Below are 15183 nucleotides of genomic sequence, written 5' to 3'. Positions count from 1 at the left end.
CCCCTTAAAGAACTGCTTTCGGGTAGGAACCCAGCACTTTGAGTGCCACTGCTTCCTGACTGATCTTTTCCAGCACACCCTTGATCAACGGATCACGGTGGTGGCCGACGAAGTCGATGAAGAACACGTAGGTCCATTTGCCACTGCGCGACGGACGGGTTTCGATCCGGGTCAGGTCGATCCCGTTGTCATGGAACGGCACCAGCAGCTCATGCAGCGCGCCAGGCTTGTTGCTCATCGAGACGATGATCGAGGTTTTGTCGTCGCCGGTCGGCGGCACTTCCTGATTACCGATCATCAGGAAGCGCGTCGAATTGTCCGGACGATCTTCGATCTTCTCGGCCAGACGGGTCAGGCCATACAAGCCAGCAGCCATGTCGCCGGCAATCGCCGCCGAGTTCCACTCACCCTTGACCCGCTTCGCCGCTTCGGCGTTGCTCGCCACCGCCACGCGCTCGACATTCGGGTAGTGCGCGTCCAGCCACTTGCGGCACTGGGCCAGCGACTGCGCGTGGGAGTAGATGCGGCTGATGCTGTCGGTCTTGGTGTTTTCACCGACCAGCAGGTGATGGTGAATGCGCAGCTCGACTTCGCCGCAGATCACCATGTCGTGTTCGAGGAAGCTGTCGAGGGTGTGGTTGACCGCGCCTTCGGTGGAGTTCTCCACCGGCACCACGCCGAAGTTCACCGCACCCGCCGCCACTTCACGGAACACTTCGTCGATCGCCGCCATCGGCTTGCTGATCACCGCGTGACCGAAGTGCTTCATCGCCGCTGCTTGAGTGAAGGTGCCTTCAGGGCCGAGGTAAGCCACTTTTAGTGGCTGCTCGAGCGCCAGACAAGAGGACATGATTTCGCGGAACAACCGCGCCATCTCTTCGTTGCCCAGCGGCCCCTGATTGCGCTCCATCACGCGTTTGAGCACCTGAGCTTCACGCTCGGGACGATAGAACACCGGCACTTCGCCTTCGGCCAGCGAGGCCATCTTGACTCGCGCAACTTCCTGGGCGCAGCGCGCACGCTCACTGATCAGTTCCAGGACCTTTTCGTCCAGAGCGTCAATACGCAGGCGCAGGGCCTTGAGTTCTTGCTCGGACATCAGCCGTGTTCCTTCTCGAATTCAGCCATGTACGCCACCAGCGCGTTGACGGCGTTGATGTCGACGGCGTTGTAGATGGAGGCACGCATGCCGCCCACGGAGCGGTGGCCCTTGAGGTTGAGCAGACCGCGCGCATCGGCACCGGCCAGGAACGGTTTGTCCAGGCGATCATCAGCCAGACGGAACGGCACGTTCATCCACGAGCGGTCCGACTTGTTGATCGGGTTGCTGTAGAGGCCACTGGCGTCGATGAAGTCGTACAGCGTGCGCTGCTTGACGTCATTCAGTTTGGCGATCGCTTCAACGCCGCCCTGCTCTTTCAGCCACTGGAACACCAGACCGGAGAGGTACCAGGCCAGGGTCGGCGGAGTGTTGTACATCGAACCGTTATCGGCCGCGACCTTGTAGTCGAGCATGGTCGGGCACAGCGAACGTGCCTTGCCCAGCAGGTCTTCGCGGATGATGTTGACGACGATACCGCTCGGGCCGATGTTCTTCTGTGCGCCGGCGTAGATCATGCCGAAACGCGAGATGTCGACCGGACGCGAGAGGATGTCCGAAGACATATCAGCCACCAGCGGTACATCACCGGTTTCCGGGATCCACTGGAATTCCAGACCGCCGATGGTTTCGTTCGGCGCGTAGTGAACGTAAGCGGCGTCTTTCGACAGCTTCCATTCGTTCTGACCCGGGATGGCGAAATAGTCGTAAGGCTTGGCGGTAGCGGCAACGTTGACGTGGCCGTAGCGCGAGGCTTCTTCGATGGCTTTCTGCGACCAGATACCGGTGTCGATATAGTCGGCGCTGGCGTTTTCCGGCAACAGGTTCAGCGGAATCTGCGCAAACTGCTGGCTGGCGCCGCCTTGCAGAAACAGCACTTTATAGTTCGACGGGATATTCAGCAGGTCACGCAGATCCTGCTCGGCCTGGGTGGCAATGGACACGAACTCATCGCTGCGATGGCTCATTTCCATGACCGACAGACCCTTGCCATGCCAATCAAGGAGTTCACCCTGGGCACGTTGCAGGACAGCTTCAGGAAGCGCCGCAGGACCGGCACAGAAGTTATAGGCTCGCTTGCTCACATCCAATCTCGCTCTGATTTGGTGGTATCACATATCAGTCGGCGCCGATCCTGTGGGAGCGAGCTTGCTCGCGAAGGCGGACTGACATTCAACAACGATGTCGCCTGTTGCTCCGCTTTCGCGAGCAAGCTCGCTCCCACAGGGTTCGTCATGGGCGCCGATATTTCATACCGGACAAATAACAAGGGGGCGAATTTTCATCCGCCCCCTTGCTTGTCCGCTTATTCCTGCGGCTCTTCGTCAGCTGCGGCGTCGAGTTGCTGGTCCTCGGCAACGTCGTCGATCACGACATCTCCCTCGAACTCGGCACCCTCTTCACCTTCAAGCTCGTCGCCTTCGACTTCCGATGGCTCCTGAACCCGCTCCAGACCGACCAGGGTTTCATCCTTGGCCAGTTTGATCAGAGTCACGCCCTGGGTGTTACGACCCAGGCTCGACACTTCGTCGACACGGGTACGTACCAGCGTGCCCTGATCGGAAATCAGCATGATTTCTTCGCCGTCGAGCACCTGAACCGCACCGACCAGACGGCCGTTACGCTCGTTGCTGACCATGGCGATCACGCCCTGACCGCCACGTTTGTACTCTGGGAACTCGGTGATCGCGGTGCGCTTGCCATAACCACGCTCGGAAGCAGTGAGGATCTGGCTGCCTTCTTCCGGGATCAGCATCGAAATCAGCTTCTGCCCTTCCGGCAGACGCATGCCGCGTACACCACGGGCGGTACGGCCCATGGCACGGACGTCGGACTCTTTGAAGCGCGTCACTTTGCCGCCATCGGAGAACAGCATCACTTCGCGCTCGCCATCGGTGATGGCCGCAGAGATCAGCACGTCGCCTTCGTCCAGTTCCAGCGCGATCAGACCGACGCTGCGCTGACGGCTGAAGGATTCCAGCGGAGTCTTCTTCACGGTGCCGTTGGCGGTCGCCATGAAGATGTAATGACCTTCGGTGTATTCCTCGACCGGCAGCATGGTGGTGATGTATTCACCGTCATCCAGCGGCAGCAGGTTGACCAACGGACGACCACGGGCGGCGCGGGACGCTTCCGGAATTTCGTAAGTCTTCAGCCAGTACACCTTGCCTTTGCTGGAGAACAGCAGCAGCGTGGTGTGACTGTTGGCCACCAGCAGGTGAGCGATGTAATCCTCATCCTTGACGCCGGTGGCCGACTTGCCTTTGCCGCCACGACGCTGAGCCTGGTACGCAGCCAATGGCTGGGTCTTGGCGTAGCCACCGTGGGAAATGGTCACGACGCGCTCTTCTTCCGGGATCATGTCGCCCAGGGTCAGATCGAGACGCGCATCGAGAATCTCGGTGCGACGTACGTCGCCGTATTCGGCGCGGATCACTTCCAGTTCTTCGCGGATCACTTCCATCAGGCGCACGGCGCTGTTGAGGATGCGGATCAGCTCGCCGATCTGGTTGAGAATCTCTTGATACTCGGCCAGCAGCTTCTCGTGCTCCAGACCGGTCAGACGGTGCAGACGCAGCTCCAGAATGGCTTGTGCCTGCTCTGGCGACAGGAAGTACTTGCCTTCGCGCAAACCGTATTGCGGATCGAGGTTTTCCGGACGGCACGAATCGGCGCCGGCACGTTCCACCATCGCCACCACCGCCGAGGATTCCCAAGGGGTGCTGACCAGCGCTTCCTTGGCTTCCGACGGAGTCGGCGACGCCTTGATCAGAGCAATCACCGGGTCGATGTTCGACAGGGCAACGGCCTGACCTTCGAGGATGTGACCACGCTCGCGGGCCTTGCGCAGCTCGAATACGGTACGACGGGTGACCACTTCGCGACGGTGACGAACGAAGGCTTCCAGCAGATCCTTGAGGTTGAGGATGCGTGGACGGCCGTCAATCAGCGCGACGATGTTGATGCCGAATACCGATTGCAGCTGGGTCTGGGCGTAGAGGTTGTTGAGGATCACCTCAGGCACTTCGCCGCGACGCAGTTCGATCACGACGCGCATACCGTCCTTGTCGGACTCGTCGCGCAGCTCGGTGATGCCTTCGAGCTTCTTCTCTTTGACCAGCTCGGCGATCTTCTCGATCAGACGCGCCTTGTTCAGCTGATACGGCAGTTCAGTGATGACGATCTGCTGACGACCACCGACCTTGTCGATGTCTTCGATGATCGAACGCGCACGCATGTAAATGCGGCCACGACCGGTGCGGTAGGCTTCGATAATGCCGGCACGACCGTTGATGATCGCGGCCGTCGGGAAGTCCGGACCGGGGATGTATTGCATCAGCTCATCGACGGTCAGCTCGGGATTGTCGATGAGGGCCAGGCAACCGTCGATGACTTCACCGAGGTTGTGCGGCGGAATGTTGGTCGCCATGCCCACGGCAATACCGCTGGAACCGTTCACCAGCAGGTTCGGCACGCGGGTCGGCATGACCGCCGGGATCAGTTCGGTACCGTCGTAGTTCGGCACCCAGTCCACGGTTTCCTTGTGCAGGTCGGCCAGCAGTTCGTGCGCCAGCTTGGTCATGCGCACTTCGGTGTATCGCATGGCCGCGGCGTTGTCGCCGTCCACCGAACCGAAGTTGCCCTGACCGTCAACCAGCAGGTATCGCAGGGAGAAAGGCTGAGCCATGCGGACGATGGTGTCGTAAACCGCGGTATCACCATGCGGGTGATACTTACCGATCACGTCACCGACAACACGGGCAGATTTCTTGTACGGCTTGTTGAAGTCGTTGCCCAACTCGCTCATCGCGAACAGTACGCGACGGTGCACGGGCTTGAGGCCATCGCGCGCATCCGGCAGTGCACGGCCGACGATTACGCTCATTGCGTAGTCGAGGTAGGACTGTTTCAGCTCGTCTTCGATATTGACCGGGAGGATTTCTTTGGCCAGTTCGCCCATGAGAAGCCTGATTCCTTTTTCTGGTGAAACTTCGTCATATCCATATGGGATGTACGAAGCTCGTCGGGGCAGGCTGAGTGCCGTGCGCCGACTTACGACAAATCAACGGATACAACCACGGATTTGCGCAGTAAAGACAGCTCCGTAAAGCCGCCTCGGAAAACGCCGGATGTTATCACAAGAGCCGCCACGCACCTATCCCCCAGATGCGCATGGAGCATAGTTAGTTGACCGATGACAGGCGTAAAGGGGACGAGAGAGGCTCAGAGCTTCTTTGAATGCAGTTTTGAGGTCAGGTTTTGCGATGTTTATTGACTTTCAGGCCCCCATCGCTGGCAAGCCAGCTCCCACAGGATCGGTGGCGAGCACCAGACCTGTGGGAGCTGGCTTGCCAGCGATGGCGTCCTTGCAGACGCCGCGACCCATCAATGCAGGCGTTTGCGGCACATCAACTGAGCCATTTTCGCCGTATCCGGACGCTCGACGATGCCCTTTTCAGTGACGATCGCATCGATCAGATCGGCCGGCGTCACATCAAACACCGGGTTGAACGCTTCAACGTCTGCGCCCACCCGCTTGCCACCGACCTCCAGCAATTCGGCGCCATCACGTTCCTCGATCGGAATGTCGTCGCCGCTGGCCAGATGCATGTCGATGGTCGAACTCGGTGCCACCACCATGAAGCGCACGCCATGGTGCATGGCGTTGACCGCCAGTTGGTAGGTGCCAATCTTGTTCGCCACGTCGCCATTGGCAGTGATGCGGTCAGCACCGACGATCACCCAGGTCACGCCTTTGGTTTTCATGATGTGCGCGGCGGCGGAGTCAGCATTGAGCGTCACCGGGATGCCTTCGTTCGCCAGCTCCCAGGCGGTCAGGCGCGACCCCTGCAACCACGGGCGGGTTTCATCGGCGTAGACGCGTTCTACCATGCCTTCAAGATAGGCCGCGCGAATCACCCCCAGCGCGGTACCGAAACCACCGGTGGCCAAGGCGCCGGTATTACAGTGAGTGAGAATCGCCTGGGCGTTGCCCTGATGCTTGCGGATCAGATCGACACCGAGCTGAGCCATGGTCAGGTTGGCTTCGCGGTCGCTTTCATGAATGGCGATGGCTTCGGCTTCCAGTGCCGCCAGCGGATCGGCGTTTTCTTTCAGCCGGTCCAGGCGATCGTGCATGCGATTCAGCGCCCAGAACAGATTGACCGCTGTCGGCCGGGAATCGGCCAGCAAGGCGAAATCCTCTTCCAGCGCCGCGTACCAGTCCCCCCCCTCAGCGATCCGTGCGCGGGCCGCCAGCACAATGCCATAAGCCGCACTGATGCCGATCGCCGGTGCGCCACGTACCACCATCGAACGAATCGCCTCAGCCACACCGGCCGCGCTGGTGTAGGCAATCCAGGTTTCCTCGAACGGCAAAATACGCTGATCCAGCAGGTGGAGCGCGCCATCTCGCCAATCGATGGCCTTTACTTTCTCCGCAGCCAACAGTCGATCGCGCATCCCTCACCCCGCACTCATGAACAAAAGCCGCCGATTATAGCGATCCCCCCGCGAAGACGCTCGGGTATACTTCGCCATCCTTTACAAAAGCACTGGAACCGACCCTCGATGCCGAAACCTGCCATTGCGCTCGACTTATTATTGCTGCCGACCTGGCTGGTACCCGTCGAACCTGCAGGCGTTGTGCTCAAGGAGCACGGCCTGGGCATCCGTGACGGTCGCATCGTGTTTATCGGCCCGCGCGCCGAAGCATTGAAGTGTAACGCCACTGAAGTCCGCGAATTGCCGGACGTGTTGCTCAGCCCGGGCCTGATCAACGCCCACGGACATGCGGCGATGACCCTGTTCCGTGGCCTGGCCGACGACCTGCCGCTGATGACCTGGCTGGAAAACCACATCTGGCCGGCCGAAGCCAAATGGGTCGATGAAGATTTCGTCCGTGATGGTACCGACTTGGCAATTGCCGAGCAGATCAAGGGTGGCATCAGTTGCTTCTCGGACATGTACTTCTTCCCGAAAGTCGCCAGTGAGCGCGTGCACAACAGCGGCATTCGCGCGCAGATCGCGATTCCGATCCTCGATTTCCCGATCCCCGGCGCCAGCAGCGCCGATGAGGCCATTCGTCAGGGCGTCGAGCTGTTCGGCGATCTGAAGCATCACGAACGGATCAAGATCACTTTCGGCCCACATGCACCCTACACCGTGGGGGACGAGAACCTGGAAAAAATCCGCGTGATCGCCGAAGAGCTGGACGCGTCGATCCACATGCATGTCCACGAAACTGCCTTCGAAGTCCAGCAATCGCTGGAGCATCGCGGCGAGCGGCCACTGGCCCGCCTCGCTCGCCTCGGCCTGCTCGGCCCGCGCTTCCAGGCGGTGCACATGACCCAGATCAGCGATGACGATCTGGCATTGCTGGTAGAAAGCAACACCAGCGTGATCCACTGCCCGGAATCGAACCTGAAGCTGGCCAGCGGTTTCTGCCCGGTGGAGCGTCTGTGGCAGGCTGGCGTGAACGTTGCCGTCGGCACCGATGGCGCAGCGAGCAACAACGACCTCGACCTGCTCGGCGAAACCCGCACCGCTGCGCTGCTGGCCAAAGCCGTCGCCGGCTCGGCCACCGCGCTGGACGCCCATCGCGCGCTGCGAATGGCCACGCTCAACGGCGCCCGGGCTTTGGGCATTGAGGCACAGGTCGGTTCGCTGGAGATCGGCAAGGCTGCAGACATCGTCGCCTTCGACCTGTCCGGCCTGGCCCAGCAACCGGTCTATGACCCGGTGTCACAGCTTATCTATGCCACCGGCCGCGACTGCGTGAAACACCTGTGGGTCGCCGGCAAACAGTTACTCGACGACCGGCGCCTGACCCGCCTGGACGAACAACAGCTGGGCGCCACCGCCCGGGCCTGGGGCCAGCGCATCAGCGGCCACTCAGAATCGTAAACACCGCGGAGCAGACTTCGCGGCTACAGCCTTTTTCAAGTTTTTCGAGGAATAGATCATGAGCAACGTCGACCACGCCGAAATCGCCAAATTCGAAGCCCTGGCCCATCGCTGGTGGGACCGTGAAAGCGAGTTCAAACCGCTGCACGACATCAACCCGCTGCGCGTCAACTGGATTGACGAGCGGGTCAATCTGGCCGGCAAGAAAGTTCTCGACGTCGGTTGCGGCGGCGGCATCCTCAGCGAAGCCATGGCCCAGCGCGGCGCCACTGTCATGGGCATCGACATGGGCGAAGCGCCACTGGCGGTTGCGCAACTGCATCAACTGGAGTCCGGCGTCAGCGTCGAATACCGGCAGATCACCGCCGAAGCCCTGGCTGAAGAAATGCCCGAGCAGTTCGACGTCGTAACCTGCCTGGAAATGCTGGAGCACGTACCGGACCCGTCGTCGGTGATCCGCGCCTGCTACCGCATGGTCAAGCCCGGCGGCCAGGTGTTCTTTTCGACCATCAACCGCAACCCGAAGGCGTACCTGTTCGCCATCGTCGGTGCCGAATACATCATGAAGCTGCTGCCACGCGGCACCCACGACTTCAAGAAATTCATTCGCCCGTCCGAGCTGGGCGCCTGGAGCCGCATCGCCGGCCTGACCGTCAAGGACATCATCGGCCTGACCTACAACCCGCTGACCAAGCACTACAAGCTGGCCAACGACGTTGACGTCAACTACATGATCCAGACCCTGCGCGAGGAGTAAGCCGATGGCCATCAGAGCAGTCCTTTTCGATATGGACGGCACCCTGCTCGACACCGCGCCGGATTTCATCGCCATCTGTCAGGCGATGCGCGCGGATCGCGGCTTGCCGCCGATGAACGACAAGCACATCCGCGACGAAATTTCCGGCGGCGCCAAAGCCATGGTCGCGGTGACGTTCTCGATGGATCCGGAATCACCGGGTTTCGAAGTACTGCGCCAGGAGTTCCTCGAACGCTATCTGGCCGGTTGCGCGGTACACAGCAAGCTGTTCGACGGCATGGGCGAGTTGCTGGCCGACATCGAACGGGCCAACCTGATCTGGGGCGTGGTCACCAACAAACCGGTTCGGTTTGCCGAGCCGATCATGCAGCAACTGGGGCTGGCCGAGCGCTCGGCGCTGTTGATCTGCCCGGACCACGTGAAAAACAGCAAGCCGGATCCGGAGCCGCTGATCCTCGCGTGCAAGATGCTTGATCTGGATCCGTCCACCGTGCTGTTTGTGGGCGATGATCTGCGCGACATCGAATCCGGGCGCGATGCGGGCACTAAAACCGCCGCCGTGACCTATGGCTATATCCATCCGGACGACAACCCGCGGCACTGGGGCGCGGATGTGGTGGTGGATCATCCGCTGGAGTTGCGCAAGGTGCTCGACAGCGCGCTGTGCAGCTGCTGAAAACGGCCTTTGTGGCGAGGGGATTTATCCCCGATGGGTTGCGAAGCAGCCCCCGCATTCTTTCAGGTCGATTCGATACGCAGGTTTCACGACTGCTTCGCAGCCGGTCGGGGATAAATCCCCTCACCACAAGGAAGCAGGTCTTCATGAATGGATTGTGAGGTTTTTATGTTTGATTACACCGCCCGTCCCGAATTGCTCAAGGACCGGGTCATTCTGGTCACCGGTGCCGGACGCGGCATCGGTGCGGCGGCTGCCAAAACCTACGCCGCCCATGGCGCCACCGTGCTGTTGCTGGGCAAGACCGAAGCCAATCTGACGCAGGTCTACGACGAAATCGAAGCAGCCGGCCACCCACAACCGGCGGTGATCCCGTTTAACTTGGAAACCGCCCTGCCCCATCAATACGATGAGCTGGCGGCGATGATCGAAACCGAGTTCGGCCATCTCGATGGCCTGCTGCACAACGCCTCGATCATTGGGCCACGTACGCCGATCGAGCAACTGTCCGGCGAAAACTTCATGCGCGTCATGCAGGTCAACGTCAACGCCATGTTCATGCTGACCAGCACCTTGCTGCCGCTGCTCAAGCTGTCGCAGGATGCCTCGGTGGTGTTCACCTCCAGCAGCGTCGGACGCAAGGGCCGGGCCTACTGGGGCGCCTACGGTGTGTCGAAGTTTGCCACCGAAGGCCTGATGCAGACGCTGGCCGACGAAGTCGATGGCGTAGCACCCGTGCGCTCCAACAGCATCAACCCGGGCGGTACGCGTACCAGCATGCGCGCACAGGCCTATCCGGGGGAAAACCCGCTGAACAATCCGACCCCGGAAGAGATCATGCCGGTGTACCTGTACCTGATGGGCCCGGACAGTACGGGCATCAATGGCCAGGCATTCAACGCGCAATAACTGCCATACGTCGCTTTTGTTGCCGTGGCGGATTACCGTCGCGGCACACCTTTGCCGCTTTTCGGCGTCACATTCCAGTCAAATATCTGCCACTCCCTCTAGAAGCAAAACGCCATCCCATTGATTCATAAAGGTTTTAATAATCCTGAACCGAATGGCACGAGTTTCGCTCTAATTTCCCTCAAAGCACGCCGTGTGAAGGCACTGGGGCAAGGCCGATTTCGATAGCTGACTAATCGACATCCGGCAGACTAAACTTACGCCAAATGTCCTACGGGACTGATGGATCAGTATGACGCGCAGCCCATAGCCGCTCTCACCCAGCCTGTAAGACAGACTTACTGCTTAGGGGCTCACGCCATATGAAATCACCCTCCCAGACCAATGCAATTGACTTTGACAGTGCCAAATTGCAACGCCTGGGCTTTGGTCAGCTGCCTCCGCTTCTGGAACGCCCGGCCAGCCTCGCGCAACTGCGCCAGCAAATGAGCCTGCAACTGCAAACCAGTCTTGAACCGCAACGAATCCTCGGTCTGTTTTTTCGCGAAGTTCAGCGCCTGGTGCCGCTGGACGCCTTGAGTTATGTGCATTCAGGCAGCGACCTGCGCCTGGAATTCGGTGCGCGCGGTCACCATTCCGTCAGCTACAGCCTCAGCCACGAAGGCGAGCACTTGGGCGAACTGGTGTTTCGCCGCAACCAGCGGTTCAGCGAGCAGGATCAGGGCAACCTCGAATCGCTGCTGTCGTCGCTGTTATTCCCGATGCGCAACGCCCTGCTCTACCGCGCTGCCACGCAAAGTGCGTTGCGCGACCCGCTGACCGGAACCGGCAACCGGATCGCCATGGAGCAGACCCTGCAGCGTGAGATCGACATGTCGCGTCGGCATCTGCAACCACTATCGGTTCTGATGCTCGACATCGACCACTTCAAACGGGTCAACGACAGCCACGGTCACAGCGCCGGTGATGACGTGCTCAAAGCGGTGGCAGCCTCGATCAAGAGCCAGTTGCGCAACGTCGACATGGTGTTTCGCTATGGCGGGGAAGAGTTTCTGATCCTGCTGTCGAACACCGGCCGGGAAGCGGCGCAAATGGTTGGCGAGCGATTGCGCCATGCCGCGCAGGCTGAGGAATACTTCGCCGACGGCCAATTGATCGACCTGACCGTGAGCCTTGGCTGTTCGACTCTGCTGCCGGGGGAATCGGCCGACAGTCTGCTGCGCCGGGCGGACAGTGCGCTGTATGTAGCCAAGCGCGAAGGGCGTAATCGGTTGGCGATGGCAGGCTGAATATTCTCAGACAGCACACAGCAGTGTGGGAGCGAGCCTGCTCGCGAAAGCGGTGAATCAGTCAAAACCGTACTGACTGAAGCGCCGTCTTCGCGAGCAGGCTCGCTCCCACATTTTTGCTACACCTCAGACCTTGAATCAGCTCTCTGCCAACGCCAGACGTTCACGACCGTGGATCGCGCGCTCCGTGGTCTCCAGCTGCATGCAGCGCTCAAGGAACAGGTACATGTAGTCGTAGCTCTTGCACACGGCCTGGCGCAGTTCGGTCTGCAATGCCTGGCTCGGGTTCATCCCCGCCAGCGTGCAGATGATTTCCAGCGCTTCCCATGGATGGGCGTCGTCATATTGGGCATGCATCTTCAGCCATTTCATCGCCCGCTTGCGCTCCTCTTCCGGGAATGCCGCAGCGTAAACGCCAGTGGAACACACCAGCGCCGACCACTCTCCGGTTGCGCCCTCGATGGCGTAGTTGGTGGCAGCGATGGCAACGATCAGCGAATCCGCCGAACTCGTATGCCAGCACCAATGACTCAGCGCATGCAGTTCCGGCGGCACTTGCTGAGCCTGAAGATCCTCAAGGCTGACGCCGTGCGCGCGGCTCCAGTTCAGCCAGTAATCAGCATGATTGAGTTCAACACGGATGTTACGCATCAGCCAGCGGCGCGCCATGTCCTCCCCAGGATGGCGGGCAAACCTGGTCTTGGTCAGGTTCTGCGCCATATACAACGCAAACTGTTCAACGACCGGCCAGCCCCCGATCAGGTACTGGCGCATGGTCCTGGCGCTGAGCTTGTTATCGCGCATGCGCTGGTACAGTTCATGTTCGACAACCCGGCGCTTGCTCTCGCTGCAATCCGTAATGAGCTGTTGCGCCCAGGCGGGATAACTTGCAGCTTCCATGAGTGGTCCGGTTCGGTTGAATGTGTCGATCACTGTTCGGCTCCTTTTGATTTGTGATTGTAAGGATCGGCAAGAGATTTCAACGGAACGTGCCAGGCGCCTTGAATAACAACGGCTGCGGTCTGGCGGGCCGACTTTGCAAACTGTCGCAGGTAAACAACTGCGGGCGTTCGATGACGTAACCCTGAGCGTAATCCACCCCGATTTCAAGCAATGCCTGCTCGATCTGGGTTGTTTCTACAAACTCGGCAATTGTCTGCTTACCCATGACATGCCCGATGTGATTGATCACTTCGACCATTGCGCGGTTAATCGGGTCGTCCAGCATATCCTTTACGAAACTTCCGTCGATCTTCAGGAAGTCTACAGGCAAATGTTTCAGATAAGCGAATGAAGACATTCCGGCACAAAAATCATCAAGCGAGAAGTAACAACCTAAGCCTTTGAGTTCATTAATAAATCGAATTGCACTCCCAAGATTGGCAATTGCACTGGTTTCGGTAATTTCAAAACAAATCATTTCAGGAGGTATGGCGTAATTAACAAACTGTTCACGCAGAAAGTGCAAGAACGCGTCATCTCCGATAGTAATGCCTGAAAGATTAATCGCACACATTGCCAAAGGCCCTTGATGTTGTTCGGCAATACATTGGGCAATGACTTTAAAAACATTTTCTACAACCCAACGGTCCAGTTGACTCATCAGGCCATAACGTTCGGCCGCCGGAATGAAACTGTCCGGCAGGATCATCCGCCCGGCCTCGTCATGCAGACGCAAGAGTATTTCGATGTGCCCGCCGCCATCAGCTGCGGGGCCCAGTGGCGCGATTTCCTGGGCGTAAAGGCAAAAGCGGTCTTCTTCCAGAGCCATGTGCAAGCGCTGCACCCAGGCCATTTCGCCGAAGCGCAGAGACAGTTCGGAGTCGTCTGCATGATAAACCTGCACCCGGTTACGGCCCTTTTCCTTGGCCATGTAGCAAGCCATGTCAGCTGCACGCAATGAGGCTTCGAGGGTGGTCGGGGTCTGGGCGATGTGCACCAGACCGATACTCACCGTGGTCAGGAACGGTCGCCCCTTCCACACGAAGTGCAGGTTCTGCACAGTCTGACGCAAGCTCTCGGCAATTTTCTCGGCAGCGTCCGGGGCGCAGTTCTCCAGCAGGATGCCGAACTCGTCGCCGCCCAGCCGTGCCAGGGTGTCGCTCTCGCGCAAGCCCGATTGCAACAGCGCGCAGATGTGCCGCAGCAACTCATCGCCAGCGGCATGGCCGCAGGTGTCGTTGACCAGTTTGAACTGGTCCAGATCAAGGAACATCAGCGCATGCCGACCGGGCTGGCGCGTCAGGTTGTGCAGGGCCTGCTCCAGGCGATATTCGAATTCGCGGCGGTTGGCCAGACCGGTCAGGGCATCGTGGGTTGCCTGCCATGACAGGTTGGCGATGTATTGCCGTTCCTGAGTCATGTCATGCAGCACCAACACTGTGCCACTGACTTTCTCGGCATTGCGGATCGGTGCGCCCACCAGCGTCACGGAAACCGTGCTGCCGTCCAGGCGCTGAATCAGTTTGGAATGTTCGCTGCCGCCGACCAGTTGCCCGCTGAGGATATGCTCGATCAGCGTCAGCCCTTCTGCCTGCGCGTTGTCGTCCAGCAGATTGAACAGCGCGGCCAGAGGCAGCCCCGCCGCATGCTCGGACTTCCAGTGCGTCATCGCTTCTGCTGCAGGATTCATGTAATCGATCGCACCATTGACATCAGTGGTGATGACTCCGTCGCCAATCGATTGCAGGGTGATGTGCGCCCGGTCCTTCTCCAGTTGCAGCGCCTGGGCAAAGGCATGGCGCTGTTTGAGCAGTTTGTGGGTGCGCAACAGTGCCAGCACGATCAACCCCAGCGCCGTGGCCAGGTTGGTGAACAGCAGCAGGCGCAGGATCATCCGCGAGCCTTCGCCCAAGGCATCGCTGAAAGCCTTGGCCGCCGGCGTTACACCGTCATTGATGGCAAAGATTTGCGCTTTCCAGTGCTGGATATCAGCCGGCGTCGCGACATTCTTGCTGATGCCCTGATGCATCTCGCGCGCGACATTGTCCAGTTGCACCAGATAGGCATCGCCGATGGTCCAGCGGTCGATCGCTGTTTCCAGATAACTGAAATGACGGAAATTGAGGTACAGCCAGATCAGGCTCGAAACGTCATCGGGATGGTTGCCACCCTTGAGAATCCCTTCCCGCGCCGCCTGCAGATCCGGCGGTTGACGATCCAGCGCCAGACGCAACTGGTGACCGCCCTGGGGCACCGCAATCGCGTCCTTGTACTTGAGGAAGATCGCCTCGTCACGGCTGTCGGCATACAGGTTCAGGTAATAGATGGCGTCCTTCTGGCCCTTGGACCAGAGACTTTCACCGGCGACATAGCCACGCACGGCCGACAGGACGTAGAGACTCACGCCCCCCAATAACGCCTGAAATAACACGACGGCAATAAATGGCCAGACGATGCCCAACAACCGTGGCGTTCCGAGTGTCCTTTTTTGCTTCATGAGGTCCTTTGCGCACGTACTGCCATCATCAAGGGGAGACCGCTAAAGCCAGACTAGGGGGCGTTCCCCCTTCCGGCAAGCCAGGAAGCTTGCAACCGACCATACATA

Annotated in this window: 11 protein-coding genes; 5 read left to right on the top strand and 6 right to left on the bottom strand. The window is 59.6% G+C overall.

Going from position 1 to position 15183, the window contains the following annotated elements:
* Nucleotides 1-4: 4 nt before the first annotated feature.
* From pheA to mtnA, 4 genes are all read right to left on the bottom strand, one after another.
* On the bottom strand, nucleotides 5-1099 hold the full coding sequence (gene pheA, locus ACTJKS_RS01525; RefSeq protein ID WP_041069374.1) for a prephenate dehydratase: 1095 nt from the start codon (nucleotides 1097-1099) through the stop codon (nucleotides 5-7).
* A complete protein-coding gene (serC, locus tag ACTJKS_RS01520; RefSeq protein ID WP_108183444.1) occupies nucleotides 1099-2184 on the bottom strand; it encodes a 3-phosphoserine/phosphohydroxythreonine transaminase in 1086 nt (361 codons plus the stop codon). The genes pheA and serC overlap by 1 nt, the downstream gene beginning before the upstream one ends.
* A 221-nt stretch (nucleotides 2185-2405) precedes the next feature.
* On the bottom strand, nucleotides 2406-5060 hold the full coding sequence (gyrA, locus tag ACTJKS_RS01515; protein ID WP_041069368.1) for a DNA gyrase subunit A: 2655 nt from the start codon (nucleotides 5058-5060) through the stop codon (nucleotides 2406-2408).
* Between the two features lie 425 nt (nucleotides 5061-5485).
* The gene (gene mtnA / locus ACTJKS_RS01510; protein WP_086794158.1) at nucleotides 5486-6562 is read right to left on the bottom strand and encodes an S-methyl-5-thioribose-1-phosphate isomerase; all 1077 of its coding nucleotides are present in this window, start codon (nucleotides 6560-6562) and stop codon (nucleotides 5486-5488) included.
* Nucleotides 6563-6670: 108 nt separating this feature from the next.
* Here mtnA and ACTJKS_RS01505 point away from each other — a divergent pair, with 108 nt between their 5' ends.
* From ACTJKS_RS01505 to ACTJKS_RS01485, 5 genes are all read left to right on the top strand, one after another.
* The gene (locus ACTJKS_RS01505; protein WP_041069362.1) at nucleotides 6671-8005 is read left to right on the top strand and encodes a TRZ/ATZ family hydrolase; all 1335 of its coding nucleotides are present in this window, start codon (nucleotides 6671-6673) and stop codon (nucleotides 8003-8005) included.
* A gap of 58 nt (nucleotides 8006-8063) precedes the next feature.
* Complete coding sequence (gene ubiG / locus ACTJKS_RS01500; protein ID WP_108183445.1) at nucleotides 8064-8762, top strand: bifunctional 2-polyprenyl-6-hydroxyphenol methylase/3-demethylubiquinol 3-O-methyltransferase UbiG; 699 nt, start codon at nucleotides 8064-8066, stop codon at nucleotides 8760-8762.
* A gap of 4 nt (nucleotides 8763-8766) precedes the next feature.
* Nucleotides 8767-9438, top strand: coding sequence for an N-acetylmuramic acid 6-phosphate phosphatase MupP (gene mupP, locus ACTJKS_RS01495; protein ID WP_108183446.1), 672 nt, complete (start codon nucleotides 8767-8769; stop codon nucleotides 9436-9438).
* 168 nt (nucleotides 9439-9606) lie between these two features.
* Nucleotides 9607-10347: a YciK family oxidoreductase gene (locus ACTJKS_RS01490; RefSeq protein ID WP_003226924.1), complete on the top strand. Its 741-nt coding sequence runs from the start codon at nucleotides 9607-9609 to the stop codon at nucleotides 10345-10347.
* 362 nt (nucleotides 10348-10709) lie between these two features.
* Entirely contained in the window at nucleotides 10710-11636 is a 927-nt protein-coding gene (locus ACTJKS_RS01485) for a GGDEF domain-containing protein (RefSeq protein ID WP_041069352.1), read from the top strand.
* Nucleotides 11637-11774: 138 nt separating this feature from the next.
* Here ACTJKS_RS01485 and ACTJKS_RS01480 read toward each other — a convergent pair whose 3' ends face one another.
* Both ACTJKS_RS01480 and ACTJKS_RS01475 read right to left on the bottom strand, forming a co-directional pair.
* Nucleotides 11775-12536 carry a TenA family transcriptional regulator gene (locus ACTJKS_RS01480; protein ID WP_217436895.1) on the bottom strand — a complete coding sequence of 254 codons (762 nt, stop codon included), beginning with the start codon at nucleotides 12534-12536 and terminating at the stop codon, nucleotides 11775-11777.
* 79 nt (nucleotides 12537-12615) lie between these two features.
* The gene (locus tag ACTJKS_RS01475; RefSeq protein ID WP_108183447.1) at nucleotides 12616-15075 is read right to left on the bottom strand and encodes an EAL domain-containing protein; all 2460 of its coding nucleotides are present in this window, start codon (nucleotides 15073-15075) and stop codon (nucleotides 12616-12618) included.
* Nucleotides 15076-15183 lie beyond the last annotated feature (108 nt).

Origin of the sequence: Pseudomonas sp. 22189 (assembly GCF_052045635.1) — a bacterium.
GTDB lineage: Bacteria > Pseudomonadota > Gammaproteobacteria > Pseudomonadales > Pseudomonadaceae > Aquipseudomonas > Aquipseudomonas parakoreensis.
This window is presented reverse-complemented; position numbering and strand designations above follow the sequence as displayed.

Bases quoted from the DNA above. Each gene is read 5' to 3' on its own strand.
- pheA (WP_041069374.1), bottom strand. From the start codon at position 1,099: ATGTCCGAGCAAGAACTCAAGGCCCTGCGCCTGCGTATTGACGCTCTG.
- gyrA (WP_041069368.1), bottom strand. From the start codon at position 5,060: ATGGGCGAACTGGCCAAAGAAATCCTCCCGGTCAATATCGAAGACGAG.
- mtnA (WP_086794158.1), bottom strand. From the start codon at position 6,562: ATGCGCGATCGACTGTTGGCTGCGGAGAAAGTAAAGGCCATCGATTGG.
- ACTJKS_RS01505 (WP_041069362.1), top strand. From the start codon at position 6,671: ATGCCGAAACCTGCCATTGCGCTCGACTTATTATTGCTGCCGACCTGG.
- ubiG (WP_108183445.1), top strand. From the start codon at position 8,064: ATGAGCAACGTCGACCACGCCGAAATCGCCAAATTCGAAGCCCTGGCC.
- mupP (WP_108183446.1), top strand. From the start codon at position 8,767: ATGGCCATCAGAGCAGTCCTTTTCGATATGGACGGCACCCTGCTCGAC.
- ACTJKS_RS01490 (WP_003226924.1), top strand. From the start codon at position 9,607: ATGTTTGATTACACCGCCCGTCCCGAATTGCTCAAGGACCGGGTCATT.
- ACTJKS_RS01485 (WP_041069352.1), top strand. From the start codon at position 10,710: ATGAAATCACCCTCCCAGACCAATGCAATTGACTTTGACAGTGCCAAA.
- ACTJKS_RS01480 (WP_217436895.1), bottom strand. From the start codon at position 12,536: ATGGAAGCTGCAAGTTATCCCGCCTGGGCGCAACAGCTCATTACGGAT.
- ACTJKS_RS01475 (WP_108183447.1), bottom strand. From the start codon at position 15,075: ATGAAGCAAAAAAGGACACTCGGAACGCCACGGTTGTTGGGCATCGTC.